The sequence below is a fragment of the Bacillus sp. CZDM1 genome (genome assembly GCF_055502545.1).
In genome coordinates, this window is the sequence record NZ_JBUESO010000001.1 from 677,724 (window position 1) to 693,581 (window position 15,858).

The window sequence follows — 15,858 nt, forward strand, 5'->3', positions numbered from 1 at the left end:
GGAGATTACTATGATATATTTTGATTATGCTGCTACCACTCCGTTAGATCCTGAAGCTGCAGAGGTGTTTGTACAGGCTTCAACTGAGTATTTTGGTAATTCAAGCTCCCTCCATGACATCGGGGGACAGTCACAGGACTTACTAGAAAATTGCCGTGAAGAGCTGGCAAATCTTTTAGGAATTAATAAAAAGGGGCTGTACTTTACAAGTGGTGGTTCTGAGGGGAATTTTCTAGCCATTGAGGCGTTATTATCTGCTGCTAAAAAACCTGGAAAGCACATTATTGCTGGGTTGGCTGAGCACTCTTCTATCCATGGAGTTCTCAACAGGTTAGATGGCTACAGTATTACCTACTTACCCCTAAATTCTTCAGGTCTCATTGATGTAGCAGAATTGGAGCGTAACATTACTCCGGAAACCGTATTGGTGGCCCTCCAGCATGTTAATTCGGAGATTGGGACCATTCAGGCAATTGAAGAAATAACACGAATTTGCCGGGAGCATGACGTCCATTTTCACAGCGATTTTGTTCAATCTTTTGGAAAAATTGATGTGCGAAATATTACCCAGCTTGTTAGCAGTTTTTCATTCTCTGGTCATAAAATTTATGGTCCAAAAGGGGTTGGCGGTGTTTATATAGACCCAGCTATTTCCTGGAGACCATTTTTCCCCGGAGGTTCACATGAAAAAGGATTTAGACCAGGTACTGTTAATGTCCCTGCGATTGCAGCGATGACAGCTGCTGCTCAAAAGATACATGGTAATTTGGAGCAAAACCACGATAAATTTTTAGAGTTTCGTGCAGCTTTTATGGAGTCGCTTAATCCTGTTAAGGAATTTGTCCATATTCATCAGGCGGAGTCAGTGTCACAATTACCTTCAATAATTGGTTTAAGGATTTCTAGGATTGAAGGACAATGGATGATGTTAGAATGTAATCGGAAGGGGTTCGCAATTTCAACAGGAAGTGCTTGTCAAATTGGCATGCAATCTCCAGCAAAGGTGACACAAGCCTTAGGATTAACCCCAAAAGAGGCCAAGGAATTTATTCGAATATCGTTTGGAAATTCAACCAAGAGGGAAGATGTCGTAAAGCTTGGGGAAACTATTGTAGATATCATAAAAAATTTTAAACTATAGAATTTATGCTAGAATATGGAGTAGGATTACGAGGAGGTTTTTATGGCTGAGCAAAAGAAGATATTAGGCGATGAAAGGAGAGCTTTCATTTTAGAGCTGCTTAAAGATAGTCCAGTGCCGCTTACTGGAAGTGAGTTAGCAACACGGACAAATGTGAGCAGACAAGTAATTGTCGGGGATATAACGCTCCTGAAAGCAAAAGATGAGCCGATCATCGCAACAAGCCAAGGCTATTTATATTTTAAACAAAACACAGGTGACCCATTATTTGAACGGACCATCGCCTGCAGGCACATACCAGATGACACGGAAAAAGAGTTAAATTTACTTGTCGATCATGGTGTATTGGTAAAGGATGTAAAAGTTGAACATGCGGTATACGGGGATTTAACGGCGTCTATTATGGTATCTAATCGCCAAGAGGTCAAACAATTTTTGGAAAATATCCAAACGACGAGGGCATCGTTATTATCGGAGCTAACGGGGGGCATTCATCTCCATACAATCGCAGCATCCAATGTCCAAACCTTAGACAAAGCCGAAGCTGCTTTAAAGGAAGCTGGCTTTTTAATTGAATACTAAAGACGAAAAAGTACCGAGCATATGCCCGGTACTTTATTTTAATTCCACCACTTTTGATGGGTAGCTTCCCAATAATGTAACACCACAGCCTAGTGCTTCGAGCTCGGCCATTGCGCCTGGTATCAATACCTCGTCCAGCTTCATTTCCAAATCAATAATGAAAAAATAATTACCTATTCCTGTTTTCATTGGTCTTGATTCAATCTTAGACAGGTTTATTTTTCGCCAAGCAAAGGCAGATAGGACCATATGCAGTGTTCCAGCTTTGTCGGTTGGAAGTGTGACCATCAGGGTTGTTTTATAATGGGAGGAGCCGCTAAGTTCCTCAAAATCCAGCCCTTTTTCTGATAAAACGAAAAAGCGAGTATGGTTATGATCAAAGTCATGAATATTACGTTGAACGATCGATAATCCATATTCTTCTGCTGCCAATTCGTTGGCAATGGCTGCGATACGCAATTCAGGGTGGTCCATCACCATTTTCGCTGCAGCAGCTGTGGAACTGATACTCTCATAAGGAATCCCGTGAAACTGAGTATGTAAGAATTTATGACATTGGGCAATCGCATGAGAGTGACTATACACCTTCTGAACATTCTGCCAATTTTCTCGATTATCAGGGTGAACCATTAAATGCTGTTTAATCGGAATGGTAATTTCTCCGACAATCGGCAATTGAACCACATGGGTTAAGTAATCTATTGTAATATTTACTGTTCCTTCAAGGGTATTCTCAATGGGAACAACCGCTAGGTCTACTTTTTCACTGACAACGGCATCCATGGATTCTGGAATCGTTCGGTACGGTTCAAGTTCAACTCCACGAAAAACCTTTTTCACCGCTAATTCAGTGAAGGTTGCCTTTGGTCCTAAAAAACCAATTTTCATGATTTCTCTCACTCCCTAACAAAAAAATCTCTCTGCTGTAAAAATGCAATTATGCGCCTGTTCCAAGCACTTCTACTTTTTCTACAAATTCCAGCTTGCGTAATTCAGAAAGCAGATCATCTATATCTGTTGAAATCTCGGTGGTATTTAGCGAAAGTGTAACATTTGCTCTTCCCTGCAGCGGTATAGTTTGATGTATCGTCAATACATTGCAGCCAGAAGTAGCAACTACACCTAGCAGCTTAGACAATGTTCCTGAACGATCTTCGAGATGGAAAAAGAGTGTAACTAAGCGTTCCTTTACCACTGTTGAAAAAGGAAATACAGTATCCCTGTATTTATAATAGGCACTTCTGCTTAGGTCTACTTGTTGTACAGCATCCCAAATAGATTCAGCCTTACCTCTTTCTAGCATTTCTTTTACATCAAGTGTTTTCTTCATGGCTTCAGGCAAGACATCTTCTCTTATTAAATAAAATTTCTTATCGAATTTTTCATTTTTCATCTCTATCCCCACCTGATCGAAAAGCGTAAGCGCCCATTTGAACGTATCTGGGCGCTTCAGCTAGAATCCCCAAATTCCTCTTATTTCCTATTCAACAAATTCAAATTCAAATTCTAATAATTTAACGGTATCTCCATCTTTTGCACCTTTTTTCCTTAAGGCCTCATCTACCCCTAGACCACGAAGCTGTCTTGAAAAGCGGCGAACAGATTCTTCTGTTTGGAAATTAGTCATCTTAAACAGTTTTTCAACCTTTTCTCCTGAAATTACAAATGATCCATCTGGTTCTCTTGTAATATAGAATGCCTCAGGATCTGCCTCATGCTTGTAAAGAACTCGATTAACACCTGTATCTTCTTCTTCATGATCAAGAGGAAATTCTGGAGTTTGCTCGATTTTGTCTGCAATCGCAAATAATAGCTCTCTCAAGCCTTTTCTTGATAATGCAGAAATCGGGAAAATCGGAAAATCTTCCTCTAGTCGCTCTTTAAACTTTTGCAGATTCTCTTCCGCTTCCGGCATGTCCATTTTATTGGCCACAATAATTTGCGGACGCTCGGTTAAGCGGAGATTATACTCTTCTAACTCCTTATTAATTGTCAGGTAATCCTCATATGGATCGCGGCCTTCGATCGCAGCCATATCAATGACATGAACGATTACACGTGTCCGTTCAATATGACGTAAAAATTGATGACCAAGTCCTACACCTTCACTTGCACCTTCAATTAATCCAGGCAAGTCTGCCATTACAAAACTTCTGTTATCTTCGGTTTCAACCATTCCAAGGTTTGGAACAATCGTTGTAAAATGATATTCAGCGATTTTAGGTTTTGCAGAAGAAACGACTGATAATAAAGTGGATTTCCCAACACTTGGGAAGCCTACAAGCCCAACGTCAGCAAGGAGCTTTAATTCAAGGATAACATCACGCTCTTGACCTGGTTCGCCATTTTCAGCCAACTCTGGCGCCGGATTTGAAGGGGTCGCGAAACGGGAATTCCCTCTTCCACCTCGCCCGCCTTTAGCAATAACAGCACGCTGACCGTTCTCAACTAGATCGGCAATAACTTCTTTTGTTTCTGCATCCATCACGACTGTGCCTGGTGGTACCTTAACAATCATATCTTTGGCATTTTTACCGTGCTGATTTTTGGACATGCCATGCTCACCACGCGGGGCTTTCCAATGGCGTTGATAACGGAAATCCATTAATGTACGCAAACCCTCATTTACTTCAAAAACAACATTGGCACCTTTACCGCCGTCTCCGCCAGCAGGTCCACCCATTGGTACATATTTTTCACGACGAAACGCGACCATTCCATTACCGCCATCTCCGCCTTTTACGTAAATCTTCGTTTGATCGACAAACATGTGAATCCTCCTGATTTGACTGATAAACGAATGGAATACAAGCTTATACTATCGGCATAAAGACTTCTAAACTCAATTCGTTTTCTGAGAATTCCTTAACTACACACTGTATTTCAGAGGAGTTCAGAAATTGTTCAATCAGTTCTTTTTTTATTATTATTCCGCTAAAATCAAAAAAGAAACGAACTCCATCTGATTGCGGTTGAATTGTTATTGATAAATGATTTTCTTGAAACGCCTCGATCGCCTGATCTAAGCAAATAAAGAAGGATTTTGTCCAATTCGAGAGAATGTTATCATTTATTTCCACTGCCTCTAAATCGTTAATAACCTCGTATTCAAGCAGAAATAAATGCCTCTCCCAATTTAATTTCAAGAGCAAGGAGGCAAATTTTAGCAATCGAAGATTCGACAGCCTCGATTCATGCTGTGCCTCGATTACAATTTCATTTATATATTCTTTTGCCCGGTCAATTCTATTTAAATCCAAGTTGCCTTTGATTAACTGCAGCCTATTCAGCCAATCATGCCGTGAGTGCCGCAGCACTTCAACGATATCCCATTCTTTGTCCATAATCGCACTCCTAGCTAGGGTCTCGTAAAACTATTTGATGTTAGTATATCAAAAAAGTTCACATGAGTAAGCAATTTTGCGTGAATGTTTTCCATTTGAGGTATTATGAGGCTTTTCATAGGAGGTCAAATTGGAGTTTATAATTGGGTATTTTTTCCTTTTTAGTTAAAAAAGAAAACCCTAACCAATCAGGTTAGAGTTTTCTCTGAATGCTTACGCTTCTTGAGCTACTGGATAAACGCTCACTTTTTTACGGTCACGACCAAAACGTTCGAATTTCACAACGCCGTCGATTTTTGCAAAAAGAGTGTCGTCTCCTCCACGGCCTACGTTTTCACCTGGGTAAATCTTTGTACCGCGTTGACGGTAAAGGATTGAACCACCAGATACGAACTGACCATCTGCACGCTTAGCGCCAAGGCGTTTTGCTTGAGAGTCACGTCCGTTTCTAGTCGAACCTACTCCCTTTTTAGATGCAAACAACTGAAGATCTAATTTTAATAACATTTATTCCACCTCCTACTTTTTGAAGGTAATTTTTATGTGCTTTCCGTACTCTTCTTCAATCGTTTGTAATGATATAATCATACCTTCAAGAAGAAGTTGAACCTTCTCATTAATGTCTTCCGAAAGTTTCTCTGGAACAACACAGCGGAGAAAGCCGTCTCCCTGTTCAATCTCAGGCGTGACACCAGTTAAGGCGTGCACAGCATTGATTGCACCGATGGATACTGCGGATGCGCCTGCACAGACGATATCCTTTCCTCGATCAGCGAAAAATGCATGACCACTTATTATAAATGAATGAATGAATTCGGATTCAGTACGATTAATCGTAATATTAATCATCTATTAACCAACACCTTACGCGTTGATTGCTTCAATCATAACTTTAGTGTATGGCTGACGATGACCTTGCTTTTTACGGTTGTTTTTCTTCGCTTTGTATTTGAAAACGATGATTTTCTTAGCGCGACCTTGTTTTTCAACTTTAGCTGTAACTGTAGCACCTGCCACTAATGGGCTTCCTACTTTTACATTTTCACCGCCAACGAAAAGAACCTTATCAAATGTAACTGTTTCACCAGCTTCAGCGTTAAGCTTTTCAATATAGATAGCTTTACCAGCTTCTACCTTGATTTGCTTACCACCTGTTTCGATAATTGCGTACATAACTGCACCTCCTTATAAACTCAGACTCGCCATATACAGGCGCAAATGCATAAGCATCCAGCTTAATACCTGTCCTGTGCGGTTGTAGCACGGGTGCTACAAACATAACATCGATAATTTTATCATGGTATAGGCGAAAGTGTCAATAAGATTCTCCAGCTTTTTGAGCTATTTCAGCATGATTCCCAAATTGTTTTACTACATAGTAATGAGAGACAGAGAACTGGATTAAGAAATACACTTTAAATTTCAGCCATTCTTCTAACATACCAAGATGTGGTGCGATTTCATCTCTTACAGCTTGCGTTGTTTCAACTAATACCGCTTCCGCATCTGAATTTCGGTGTTCTAATAATTCCCTCTCTAGGCGGAATGCCATTGTCTCTGCACTTAATATTCTGCCTGCTCCATCACAAACTGGACATTTGACTTGAAGTGCTTCTGATATCGAAACCTTGGTTTTCTTCCTTGTCAGCTGTAGTATACCAAGTGAGGTAAAACCAATGATTTTGGTTCTAGTTTTATCCTTATGGAATTCTTTCTCAATCGTTTCTTGTATGTAACGCCTGTCCTTTTCGTTTTTCATATCAATAAAGTCGATGAGGATAATCCCGCCAATATCACGGAGCCTAAGTTGTCGAGCAACTTCGATAGCAGCTAGTGTATTTGTTTTTACCACAGTATCCTGATAATCAGTTTTACCGGAAAACTTCCCGGTATTTACGTCGATAATCGTCATGGCCTCGGTTTCATCAAAAATTAAATAGGCACCATTGTCGAGCCAGACGATTCGCTTTAGTGCTTTATCAATTTCATGCTCAATTCGATGAACTGTGAAGATATTTTCTTTACCATTATAATAGGTAATCTTTAGTTTAGGGTTTATCGATTGTATTTGATGTTTTAGTGAAAGGTCATCAATAAACACTTCACCAAATGACATATTCGAAACGGTCTCAAGTACCAATTCGGTAAAGGTATCTTTTTGATATAGAATCCCCGGCTTTTTAAAAGAAGCTGCTTTCTCCAATAGTTCTGCATACTGGCTTCGTAAGGTGGTTAGTTCATTCTCCATTTCCACTTGAGTTGCTGAGGTACTGGATGTACGAAGAATTAGGCCTTCTTCTGCACTTTTCAGTTTCATACCAAAACTGCGGAGATCGTCCTTTTCGTCTACAATTTTTTTAGAGACTGCCACATACCGACCTTGGGGCATATAAATAAAGTTGTCCCCAGGTATCTCAATGATCCCTGTTACTCTGGCACCCTTAACGCCAGTCGCATCCTTATCTACTTGTACTAATAACTTTTCTCCTTGATGAACAAAGGATGATACACTTTTCTTCTCTTTATCGATACTCCGTTCAGGAGATAAAACATAAGACGCGAGAACATCACGATGTAAATAGGCGTTTTTCTCCTCGCCAATATCGATAAACGCCGCATTCATCCCCTTCAGAACCTTGGTCACGGTCCCAAAATAAATATTACCGACCAGAGATCGTTGCTCTGGTCGGTCAAAAATTATCTCTTCAACTGTATTATCGCGAACAAAAGCAAATCTCTTTTCTCTCGAATCTGCATTTACAATTAACTTTTCCAAACCAACATCCTCACTTTTCTTGCTAATTGATTCTATTATACCTAATTAGTATGAAAAGAGAAGGTCACTGATTTTATCAGATAGTCGTTTTTCGGAAAAATAAGCATGCAGTAGTTCGTTTTCGTCTAACATCCCTTTTTCTTTGCCATCACTTTCAATGATAATAGGGTGCTTGCAACCCCTCTGAAATTTTTCCAAAACGTCGATTAGCAAATCTTGCTCATTGGCTTGAATGGGTTTCAAAGCATGAAGGTCACTCTTTTTCCCATAGTATCGTTCAAGTAAAAATCTCATAAAGATGTAGCGGCGCTGCTTCCACTCGTGATAAAGCGAGAATAATAAGAAGCCTACAATAATCCAGACATTTATTTGCTGTGGGGCGGCTAGCAGTGTTACTACCGAAAAGATTCCAACGCTAAAAAAAGAAATGATTAGTGTTAACCGGTGGGCTATGGGAAATGATTTTTTCAAGGAAAGTAGCATAAAAATAAGCTTTCCGCCATCTAGCGGCCAAACCGGAAACATATTAAAGATAAAAATCATAATGTTGTAGTTAAAAAATAAAAATAACAAATCCTCAGACATAAAATCAAAGGAAAATAGTGCGTAAGCTGCTGCTACCATCCAGATGTGCTGAATAGGACCTGCAAGCACGACTATAGCCTCTTCCTTCAACGGCCGGTTACCGTGCTCCTCCATTTCAGCCACCCCTCCAAAGGGGAGGAGAGTGATTTTTTTTATTCTCCAAGAAAAAAAAGAAGCCGCAGCAGCATGCCCCATTTCGTGAACAAAAATGATGGCGATTAACAGGCAGAGCTCTAAGAAATGTGCTGTAGCAATTGATATCGCGATGACAATCCATAACAAGGGATGGATATATACATGTTGTAATAAATTAATGACTCTACTCAAAGCGAATCACCTGTATCGGATCGATGAAATCATCGCCCTTTTTGATGGAAAAATAATAGGTGCCCTTCGTTTTGTCTTCCCCAGCTGATTCTGAGGCTGTACCTACGATGGTTTCTGTCTCGATAAATTCATATAAACTAACCTTAATTTCATTGAGGTTACCATAGGTGGACTGTGTTTGATCAGCGTGCTGGATAATGACGGTCTTGCCCGTATCTTCCTTAACGCCCGCAAACATGACATTTCCTTCTTTCATTGCTTCAACCGTAGCGCCCTTTGTTGTTTCAATCATAATGCCCTGTCCATTTTTCTCGAAATTTTCGAGGACTTTTCCTGAGAATACAGGTATATCATGATCTTTCTCAACAACGTTTTTATCTTCTACTTTCCCATCCTCTGAAAAAGGCAGAAGTGCTAATGGTTTACCGAATTGATCTTCGTACCATTTTGATACTGTGGCAAATTTAAAATCCTGCTCCATTGTCTTCATCACAAAATCCTTCGCTGGAGCAAATGTTGCTGAGTTTTCTCGGAACATAATAGCAATTACAAGAAATAAAACAGCGGATGCCAAAATCTTGAAGATGAAGATTTCCTTTTTAAATAAAGGATGAACGACTTCATCCTTGCCTGGGTCATAGGAAGAAAAATTGTTAAAACCATATTTTTCATCGTCCCCTGGCCAGCTTATTTCTCTTTCAGGGCCTTTTCCTGATGAACCACCATTTTCTCGTTTTCGCTTTGCGATTCGTCGCCGTATTTCCTCTGGTGTAGACCGCATCATACCCACCAACCTTTAGAGAGCTTTTTGTACAAGTCTATGAGGTTGTCTCACAGAGTATGACTTTTGGGGAAATTTTAAAAAAGATTTTAGCTTTATTGATTTGTGGATAAGCCACACATTTTTATTGCTTATCCATATAATGGCTGTAAGTTAATAAATAGAGGTGAATAATTTTGTCTACCAGCGACAAACATGAGACTTTTCGTGGTGATGTTTACGATTTAATTGAGTTAGAGCAATTATTAAAGGGTCCCCACCAAGTTCTTTTTGAGGGGAAGAGTCCATACCAAGACGTACTCTTAATAGAAGCGAAGAATATACGTTTATATTGGAATAATCAATTAGTATGGAATTCCATGGATGAACGGATTTATCACGAAGCCCTTGTTCATCCGGCTTTTGTTTTATCTGACAAGCACGAACGTGTCTTAGTAATCGGAGATGAATGTGGAATGGCATTGCGCGAAGTCCTCAAATATTCAGATGTCAGCCACGTTAGTTTAGTACCCTTATCTGCTGAAACCCTTTTAGCTGCCCAGAAAACACAAGAAATTTCTGAGATAAACGAAGATTCATTTTTCGATAGACGTGTTCAAATCATCACGAGTAGCACTCATGACTTCTTCAAGAAAGAACAGCAGCCATTTGATGTGATCATCGCTAATCTTCCTGATCCTGAATCCATGGAATTAAGCAAAATGTACACAACAGAATTCTTTAGAAAATTATCCAATCTCCTAACCGATGACGGTATATTGGTTTCACAGTCCGCTTCGCCTGAAGACACTCCGTTAGTATTCTGGAGTATTGATAAAACAATACAAAGCGCATCCCTCCATACTCTCAACTATCATGTCAATGTCCCATGGTTTGGAGAATGTGGATTTCACCTCGCCGGAAAGAAAGTTCTAAAATGGTGTGGAGAGAAACCAGATGTCCAAAACCGTTCACTACCAAAATATCTAAATAAATGGTTTACTTTTTCGCAGCGGATAATGTCAGTCAAAAAACAAGCTGTTGTAAACTCCTTAAAGTGCTTACGATTATGTGGATTCCTTCCGAACAAAGTGCAAGATCCGGAAGATGTGAAAGAACTTCGTCATCTGCTTTCCAATTCCCACCGTGTCCTATATGAAGGCAGAACAAAGGGAGATCGAGTATTAGTGTTGGAGACTAAAGATGTGCGACTATATCTAGACAAGCAGCTACAATTTAGTTCTTTAGATGAAAAAATCTATCATGAAGCTCTTGTTCATCCGGCACTTTCCATAGTTCAAAAAAGGGAACGTGTCCTGATTGCCGGTGGCGGGGATGGATTTGCCATTCGTGAAGTTCTTAAATATCCAGATGTGAAGCATATTGACTTAGTGGATCTCGACCCGTTAATGATCCACATAGCCCGTAATATACCCAAGGTTTCTTCCCTCAACAAAAGAGCACTCCATGATAAACGGGTATCCGTCCATCAAAAAGATATTCAGGTATTTCAAAAAGAACAAAAGAGACCGTATGATGTCATCATTGTAGACTTGCCAGATCCAGGCGATGAAATATTGAGCCGATTGTATACGGTAGAATTTTTTAGCCAATTATCCAATCTTTTAACGGAAGATGGCATTCTAGTCTGCCAATCTCATTCGCCGGAGTATGCCCCATTTGTTTACTGGAGCATTGGATTATCACTTAAGGGGACTGGAATGCATATCAGGAGTTACCATACAGATGTTCCTTCATTTGGGGATTGGGGGTTTCACCTGGCTTCAAAAAAGCAGCTACAATCTTTGAATAGAAAAGTATTGGTCCCGAATCAAACACTCCCTGAAGACCTGTCCAGCTTATTTAGCTTTCCATCTAAGTACCGGTCTGTTCGCGAGAATTCACATATGAATACCTTGTCTAACCTAAAATTACATGAAATTTATAAACAAGAGCTAAGAAGGTAATTTACAAAAAAGGCTCTACTCTGAATGTGAGTATAGCAGCTCTTTGGAAATTATATTCTTTCAACAAAACATGGACAACGGTACAATTTATTTTTTATAAATCTCATACCATAATTTACAAAGGAAAACGGAGGGGAATGATAATTCTTTGAGCAAAGAAGGAATGCATATTATTATTGACGCATTTAAGTGCGATACGACCCATTTAAATAACATAAAATTTTTAGAAGAAATGTGTAAAAAGGCGGCTCAAGATGCAAATATGGAAATTCTGTACTCTTACTTCCACCAATTTCAGCCACAAGGTGTGACAGGGGTACTGGTTTTATCCACATCCCATTTATCCATTCATACATGGCCAGAAGAGAGGTATGTGTCACTTGACTTTTATACTTGCGGCACCCTGGAACTTAAACCCCAAGTAGAATTTCTAATAAAAGAATTGTCTTCAAAGCAAGCAATGGTCTACTCCATTTCCCGAGGCGTTACCTATCCTCAATTGATTAATTGTGAAGAATTAGGCAGTTGATATTGCCTATTTAACCAAGGTGGAAAGATATGAGAATAAAAAACGTAAAGCCATTTACCTATGGATCATTATATAAACAAGACACCCCTGATGGTAAAATTATTCCTCTTACAGCTGGGAAACTAATTGATTTTACAATAGCGGGTCCTTACCAAAATACTAGACCAGATATTGCGGCCAATTCCATTACAGTTTACAAGTCAGGTGTATATCAAGTCACAGCAGATGTATCCGTAATTTTGGAAGAAGACCAATCAGCAGTATTCAACATCAACCGTCTACCTGACGGATCCGACCCACTGATAGGTTCTACCTTTGGAGCAAACGGGATAAGTACCGGCACGGGAATAATTGTTCAAGCTTATTTGTATACTGGAGATGCAATTGGTATTTATATTTCTAATATGTATGCTCCTAGAGGCAGACTGCCACGTTATATTAGAGCCGGACTCACTGTTCAATTGCTTGAATATTAAAATGCTAGGAACATACTAAAGGACCTGTCCACTATGAAGTGAACAGGCCTATTTATTTATAATCTAACACCAAAGAAATTTTTAATTTTACCAAAGACACTCTTGTTTGTATGACTTGGTATTGGTGTTTTTGGATTATGGACTTTTTTCATATATATTTGGACTATTTTTTAGTGGTTTTGGACTATTTCCTTGGGGTTATGGACCTTTTTTTAATAGTTTTGGACTTTTTTGCCACCACTTTGGACTTATAGCCAAATATTACCAAAACGAGCTATAAAAAATAGCCTGTCCACAATTTAGTGAACAGGTCTATATATTATCTAACACCAAAAAACTTCTTAATTTTCCCAAAAACGCTTTTGTTGGCTTCTTCTAGCGGCTGCAACGGGATCGATTCCCCTAAAATACGTCGAGCGATATTTCGGTAAGCGATGGATGCTTTACTATTAGGATTCAAGGCAATCGGTTCGCCGTGATTGGATGCCTTAATGACTTCCTCGTCATCTGCGACGATTCCAATTAACTCTATAGATAGATGTGCAGTGATTTCATCTACATCCAGCATATCGCCGCTTTTCATCATATGATTACGAATTCGGTTAATCACTAATTTCGGAGGCTCGATTGTCTGCGATTTCTCGAGTAATCCTATGATTCTATCAGCGTCACGGACAGCTGATACTTCAGGGGTTGTGACGACAATGGCACTGTCAGCACCTGCAATGGCGTTTTGGAAGCCTTGCTCGATTCCTGCAGGGCAATCAATAACAATATAGTCATAGTCTTGCTTAAGTTCATTAATTAGTTTGTGCATCTGTTCTGGCTTAACCGCTGACTTATCAACTGTTTGCGCTGCTGGCAGCAAATACAATAAATCTTCGAATCTCTTATCCTTAACGAGTGCTTGGTGGATTTTACATCTACCTTCTACTACATCTACAAGATCATAAATAATTCGATTTTCCAGCCCCATTACGACATCTAAATTTCGAAGGCCAATATCTGTATCTACTAAACATACCTTTTTTCCTTGAAGGGCCAATGCTGTACCTATATTAGCAGAAGTCGTGGTTTTTCCGACGCCGCCCTTACCGGATGTAATTACTATTGCCTCTCCCACATTAATGTCCCCCTTCTAATCTCGTTAAATTAGGCCTTAAATTTATTAAAACTTGCAATCTATCTACGATGATTTGATGGTTATCGTCGATGTACGCACATTCCATTTCACGTTTTTCATTATTTTTGGCGTTATCGGGCGCACGGTTTAGACAATCACTAATCCTTAGCTGTGAAGGCTGCATGCTAGATGCAGTGATAACCGCTTGATCATTGCCAAAAACCCCTGCATGGGCTATTCCCTTTAACGATCCCATGATAAAAATATTGCCGCCAGCTATTACGGTTCCACCTGGATTTACATCGCCAACGAGCAGTAAATCTCCTGGAACTTCTAATACTTGTCCGGAGCGGATGATACGAGCAACGGTAACGACTTCGTTTTCCGCTTTCAGCTTGTCTACTTCGGCTCGTGTGACAACGTTTGATTCAATTTTATCGACCACTAAATCCTTTTTTTGACGGATAAGGTCTTTTATTTCTTCACGCTGAGCGTCAGTCAAATACCTGTTGCCCACATCTACTTTAACAGGTGTTAATTGCCGCTCAGCCTGAGTTCTTTGATTTTCAGATAGTTTTTCATCGAGCTCTTTTTTCAGCTCATAATAGGAACAGCTATCATCAAGATGAAGGACAATTCCATCCTTCGTACCTTTAATCGTAACATTTTGCCGCTTTTTCATGGAGAAAACTCACCTCAAATAATAAGAAACACATTAGATACCTTTTCTATCCATAGACACACTTCTATTATACAATTCGACACGCTTTCTGTATTCTCCTTTTTTAAAAAGAAATACAAAAATCATTCATCTCGCAAGCTTTCCGCAAAACTTTCAAAATGACGCTTTAATGGGTACGCCGCGATTAAGAGAAAGATTGCATTTAGAATGAGGGTAGGATAAAAACGCATCTCAAGATAACTCATAAATTTAAGAGTAGTGATATGGATTAAAAAGTCCATTTCATAAACTCCTAATTCAAGCAAGGCAATCCCCACTAAAGATACTAAAAATGCAACAATAATATTCGTTTGCAGCACGTGCATAATTTTCGAAATAAGGTACGCAATGAATGGAAATAGGAATAAGTAAATACCAATAATCTCGATCCAAACAATATCAAATAGCAGACCAAAAATGGCTGCATAGATGATTCCATATTTTCTGCCTGCATAAATGGTCAAAAACAATATTCCTGCGAATAGAAAATGCGGCGCCAAAATGTAGTTGTGCCCAAAGACCTCTGGCGGAATATATTGGACGAAAATACTCTCTAATAAGAAAAGGAAGAGAAACAAAAGAGGAAGTAGGAATTTCTTCACAAATCCTCCTCCTTCCCTTCGGTTTCGCCCATATCACTTTCATTAGGCTGAGCCATCGATCGTGTGATCACAATAATATTTTCCAAATCATAAAAATCCGCACCCGGATCCACTAAAGCTGTTTGGTTCAATCCATATTCGTCTGGCTTAACATCTATGACTTTCCCAATTTGTAAGCCCTTAGGAAAGACTCCACCTAAACCTGAGGTAATGACATTTTGCCCTTTTTTAATTTCCACCCCCGAAGGGATCGCTTTTATTAACAACGCTTTTTTCTCTTTGTCATATCCTTCAACCAGTCCAAAAACATCCGTCTCACCTTGTACGATTGCAGAAATCCGATTCTTTGGATCCATTGCACTTAACAATTGGACCGTTGAACTAAATTGATTGACTGTTTTTACCTTTCCAATCAAGCCATGGGCAGTGACAACCGCCATATTTTTCTTAATACCATTAGTTTTTCCTTTATTGATAATAATCATTTCATGCCAACGATCAGGGTTTCTACCTATTACTGTTGCCTGTAAAGGTTCAAAATCACTCAGGGTCTCTTCTTCACCGAGAATATCACGCAGCTCATTATTGTCCTTTTCAAGCTCATGTACCTGTGCTTCAAGGCTAACAAGTTTCTCCAGCCGTGACTTTAATTCTTTATTCTCTTCATATGTATTTTGCAAGTCCTGAAGATTTTCAAAGAAACCTGCAACTAAATGAGCAGGCTTTGAAACCAGGGATTGAACCAAGCCGACAGTATCCTTTAAGAACTGTTCCGGCCAGGATAGTTTACTTCTCTCCCTTAACGAAAACCCAATCAATGCCACGAGAACAATAATGCTTACCAGCAAAACGATCAATCGTTTATTCAAAAAGAACTGTGGCATGATTATACACCTCTATTTTTATGTCTGTGTTAAATGTGCAG

Annotated in this window: 19 protein-coding genes and 1 other annotated feature; of the genes, 5 read left to right on the top strand and 14 right to left on the bottom strand. The window is 39.5% G+C overall.

The genetic code is table 11. The annotated features are described in order from the left end of the window. Positions 1 to 10 precede the first annotated feature (10 nt). Positions 11 to 1,141: an IscS subfamily cysteine desulfurase gene (locus ACY3XC_RS03625; RefSeq protein WP_464867295.1), complete on the top strand. Its 1,131-nt coding sequence runs from the start codon at positions 11 to 13 to the stop codon at positions 1,139 to 1,141. Between the two features lie 42 nt (positions 1,142 to 1,183). Then, the gene (locus ACY3XC_RS03630; protein WP_464867296.1) at positions 1,184 to 1,723 is read left to right on the top strand and encodes a 3H domain-containing protein; all 540 of its coding nucleotides are present in this window, start codon (positions 1,184 to 1,186) and stop codon (positions 1,721 to 1,723) included. A gap of 33 nt (positions 1,724 to 1,756) precedes the next feature. On the opposite strand, the gene pheA is transcribed toward ACY3XC_RS03630, so the two are convergent. The 10 genes from pheA to ACY3XC_RS03680 form a co-directional block, all read right to left on the bottom strand. Continuing rightward, on the bottom strand, positions 1,757 to 2,611 hold the full coding sequence (gene pheA, locus ACY3XC_RS03635) for a prephenate dehydratase (protein ID WP_464867297.1): 855 nt from the start codon (positions 2,609 to 2,611) through the stop codon (positions 1,757 to 1,759). Between the two features lie 49 nt (positions 2,612 to 2,660). Then, entirely contained in the window at positions 2,661 to 3,116 is a 456-nt protein-coding gene (locus ACY3XC_RS03640) for an ACT domain-containing protein (RefSeq protein ID WP_464867298.1), read from the bottom strand. Positions 3,117 to 3,203: 87 nt separating this feature from the next. Further along, complete coding sequence (gene obgE / locus ACY3XC_RS03645; RefSeq protein WP_464867299.1) at positions 3,204 to 4,493, bottom strand: GTPase ObgE; 1,290 nt, start codon at positions 4,491 to 4,493, stop codon at positions 3,204 to 3,206. 43 nt (positions 4,494 to 4,536) lie between these two features. Then, positions 4,537 to 5,067 (bottom strand): Spo0B C-terminal domain-containing protein, encoded by a 531-nt coding sequence (locus ACY3XC_RS03650; RefSeq protein ID WP_464867300.1) that lies wholly within the window; start codon positions 5,065 to 5,067, stop codon positions 4,537 to 4,539. 213 nt (positions 5,068 to 5,280) lie between these two features. Beyond that, positions 5,281 to 5,574: a 50S ribosomal protein L27 gene (gene rpmA, locus ACY3XC_RS03655; protein WP_095248784.1), complete on the bottom strand. Its 294-nt coding sequence runs from the start codon at positions 5,572 to 5,574 to the stop codon at positions 5,281 to 5,283. 12 nt (positions 5,575 to 5,586) lie between these two features. Next, positions 5,587 to 5,916 (bottom strand): ribosomal-processing cysteine protease Prp, encoded by a 330-nt coding sequence (locus ACY3XC_RS03660; RefSeq protein WP_179157266.1) that lies wholly within the window; start codon positions 5,914 to 5,916, stop codon positions 5,587 to 5,589. A gap of 15 nt (positions 5,917 to 5,931) precedes the next feature. Then, the gene (rplU, locus tag ACY3XC_RS03665; RefSeq protein WP_464867301.1) at positions 5,932 to 6,240 is read right to left on the bottom strand and encodes a 50S ribosomal protein L21; all 309 of its coding nucleotides are present in this window, start codon (positions 6,238 to 6,240) and stop codon (positions 5,932 to 5,934) included. Between the two features lie 12 nt (positions 6,241 to 6,252). Then, positions 6,253 to 6,334: a sequence feature (ribosomal protein L21 leader region), on the bottom strand. Positions 6,335 to 6,382: 48 nt separating this feature from the next. After that, positions 6,383 to 7,843, bottom strand: a complete 1,461-nt coding sequence (locus ACY3XC_RS03670) for an Rne/Rng family ribonuclease (protein ID WP_464867302.1) — start codon at positions 7,841 to 7,843, stop codon at positions 6,383 to 6,385. Between the two features lie 45 nt (positions 7,844 to 7,888). Further along, positions 7,889 to 8,755: a M50 family metallopeptidase gene (locus ACY3XC_RS03675; protein WP_464867303.1), complete on the bottom strand. Its 867-nt coding sequence runs from the start codon at positions 8,753 to 8,755 to the stop codon at positions 7,889 to 7,891. Continuing rightward, the gene (locus ACY3XC_RS03680; RefSeq protein WP_464867304.1) at positions 8,748 to 9,539 is read right to left on the bottom strand and encodes a peptidoglycan DD-metalloendopeptidase family protein; all 792 of its coding nucleotides are present in this window, start codon (positions 9,537 to 9,539) and stop codon (positions 8,748 to 8,750) included. Before ACY3XC_RS03680 ends, ACY3XC_RS03675 begins: the two co-directional genes overlap by 8 nt. Before the next feature lie 173 nt (positions 9,540 to 9,712). On the opposite strand from ACY3XC_RS03680, the gene ACY3XC_RS03685 reads away from it, so the two are divergent. The 3 genes from ACY3XC_RS03685 (at position 9,713) to ACY3XC_RS03695 (ending at position 12,487) form a co-directional block, all read left to right on the top strand. Beyond that, on the top strand, positions 9,713 to 11,482 hold the full coding sequence (locus ACY3XC_RS03685) for a spermine/spermidine synthase domain-containing protein (RefSeq protein ID WP_464867305.1): 1,770 nt from the start codon (positions 9,713 to 9,715) through the stop codon (positions 11,480 to 11,482). A gap of 148 nt (positions 11,483 to 11,630) precedes the next feature. Continuing rightward, positions 11,631 to 12,011: an adenosylmethionine decarboxylase gene (gene speD / locus ACY3XC_RS03690; RefSeq protein WP_464867306.1), complete on the top strand. Its 381-nt coding sequence runs from the start codon at positions 11,631 to 11,633 to the stop codon at positions 12,009 to 12,011. Positions 12,012 to 12,040: 29 nt separating this feature from the next. Further along, on the top strand, positions 12,041 to 12,487 hold the full coding sequence (locus ACY3XC_RS03695) for a hypothetical protein (protein WP_464867307.1): 447 nt from the start codon (positions 12,041 to 12,043) through the stop codon (positions 12,485 to 12,487). A 319-nt stretch (positions 12,488 to 12,806) separates the two neighbouring features. Here ACY3XC_RS03695 and minD read toward each other — a convergent pair whose 3' ends face one another. The 4 genes from minD to mreC all read right to left on the bottom strand — a co-directional run bounded on the left by minD (position 12,807) and on the right by mreC (position 15,817). After that, positions 12,807 to 13,610, bottom strand: coding sequence for a septum site-determining protein MinD (minD, locus tag ACY3XC_RS03700; protein ID WP_464867308.1), 804 nt, complete (start codon positions 13,608 to 13,610; stop codon positions 12,807 to 12,809). Position 13,611: 1 nt separating this feature from the next. After that, complete coding sequence (gene minC, locus ACY3XC_RS03705; RefSeq protein ID WP_464867309.1) at positions 13,612 to 14,292, bottom strand: septum site-determining protein MinC; 681 nt, start codon at positions 14,290 to 14,292, stop codon at positions 13,612 to 13,614. 122 nt (positions 14,293 to 14,414) lie between these two features. Continuing rightward, positions 14,415 to 14,933, bottom strand: coding sequence for a rod shape-determining protein MreD (gene mreD, locus ACY3XC_RS03710; protein ID WP_464867310.1), 519 nt, complete (start codon positions 14,931 to 14,933; stop codon positions 14,415 to 14,417). Then, complete coding sequence (gene mreC / locus ACY3XC_RS03715) at positions 14,930 to 15,817, bottom strand: rod shape-determining protein MreC (RefSeq protein WP_179157276.1); 888 nt, start codon at positions 15,815 to 15,817, stop codon at positions 14,930 to 14,932. The genes mreD and mreC overlap by 4 nt, the downstream gene beginning before the upstream one ends. Positions 15,818 to 15,858 lie beyond the last annotated feature (41 nt).

What these genes read in the sequence shown, in the direction of transcription:
- ACY3XC_RS03625 (WP_464867295.1), top strand. Translation starts at nt 11, where the DNA reads ATGATATATTTTGATTATGCTGCTACCACTCCGTTAGATCCTGAAGCT.
- ACY3XC_RS03630 (WP_464867296.1), top strand. Translation starts at nt 1,184, where the DNA reads ATGGCTGAGCAAAAGAAGATATTAGGCGATGAAAGGAGAGCTTTCATT.
- pheA (WP_464867297.1), bottom strand. Translation starts at nt 2,611, where the DNA reads ATGAAAATTGGTTTTTTAGGACCAAAGGCAACCTTCACTGAATTAGCG.
- ACY3XC_RS03640 (WP_464867298.1), bottom strand. Translation starts at nt 3,116, where the DNA reads ATGAAAAATGAAAAATTCGATAAGAAATTTTATTTAATAAGAGAAGAT.
- obgE (WP_464867299.1), bottom strand. Translation starts at nt 4,493, where the DNA reads ATGTTTGTCGATCAAACGAAGATTTACGTAAAAGGCGGAGATGGCGGT.
- ACY3XC_RS03650 (WP_464867300.1), bottom strand. Translation starts at nt 5,067, where the DNA reads ATGGACAAAGAATGGGATATCGTTGAAGTGCTGCGGCACTCACGGCAT.
- rpmA (WP_095248784.1), bottom strand. Translation starts at nt 5,574, where the DNA reads ATGTTATTAAAATTAGATCTTCAGTTGTTTGCATCTAAAAAGGGAGTA.
- ACY3XC_RS03660 (WP_179157266.1), bottom strand. Translation starts at nt 5,916, where the DNA reads ATGATTAATATTACGATTAATCGTACTGAATCCGAATTCATTCATTCA.
- rplU (WP_464867301.1), bottom strand. Translation starts at nt 6,240, where the DNA reads ATGTACGCAATTATCGAAACAGGTGGTAAGCAAATCAAGGTAGAAGCT.
- ACY3XC_RS03680 (WP_464867304.1), bottom strand. Translation starts at nt 9,539, where the DNA reads ATGATGCGGTCTACACCAGAGGAAATACGGCGACGAATCGCAAAGCGA.
- ACY3XC_RS03695 (WP_464867307.1), top strand. Translation starts at nt 12,041, where the DNA reads ATGAGAATAAAAAACGTAAAGCCATTTACCTATGGATCATTATATAAA.
- minC (WP_464867309.1), bottom strand. Translation starts at nt 14,292, where the DNA reads ATGAAAAAGCGGCAAAATGTTACGATTAAAGGTACGAAGGATGGAATT.
- mreC (WP_179157276.1), bottom strand. Translation starts at nt 15,817, where the DNA reads ATGCCACAGTTCTTTTTGAATAAACGATTGATCGTTTTGCTGGTAAGC.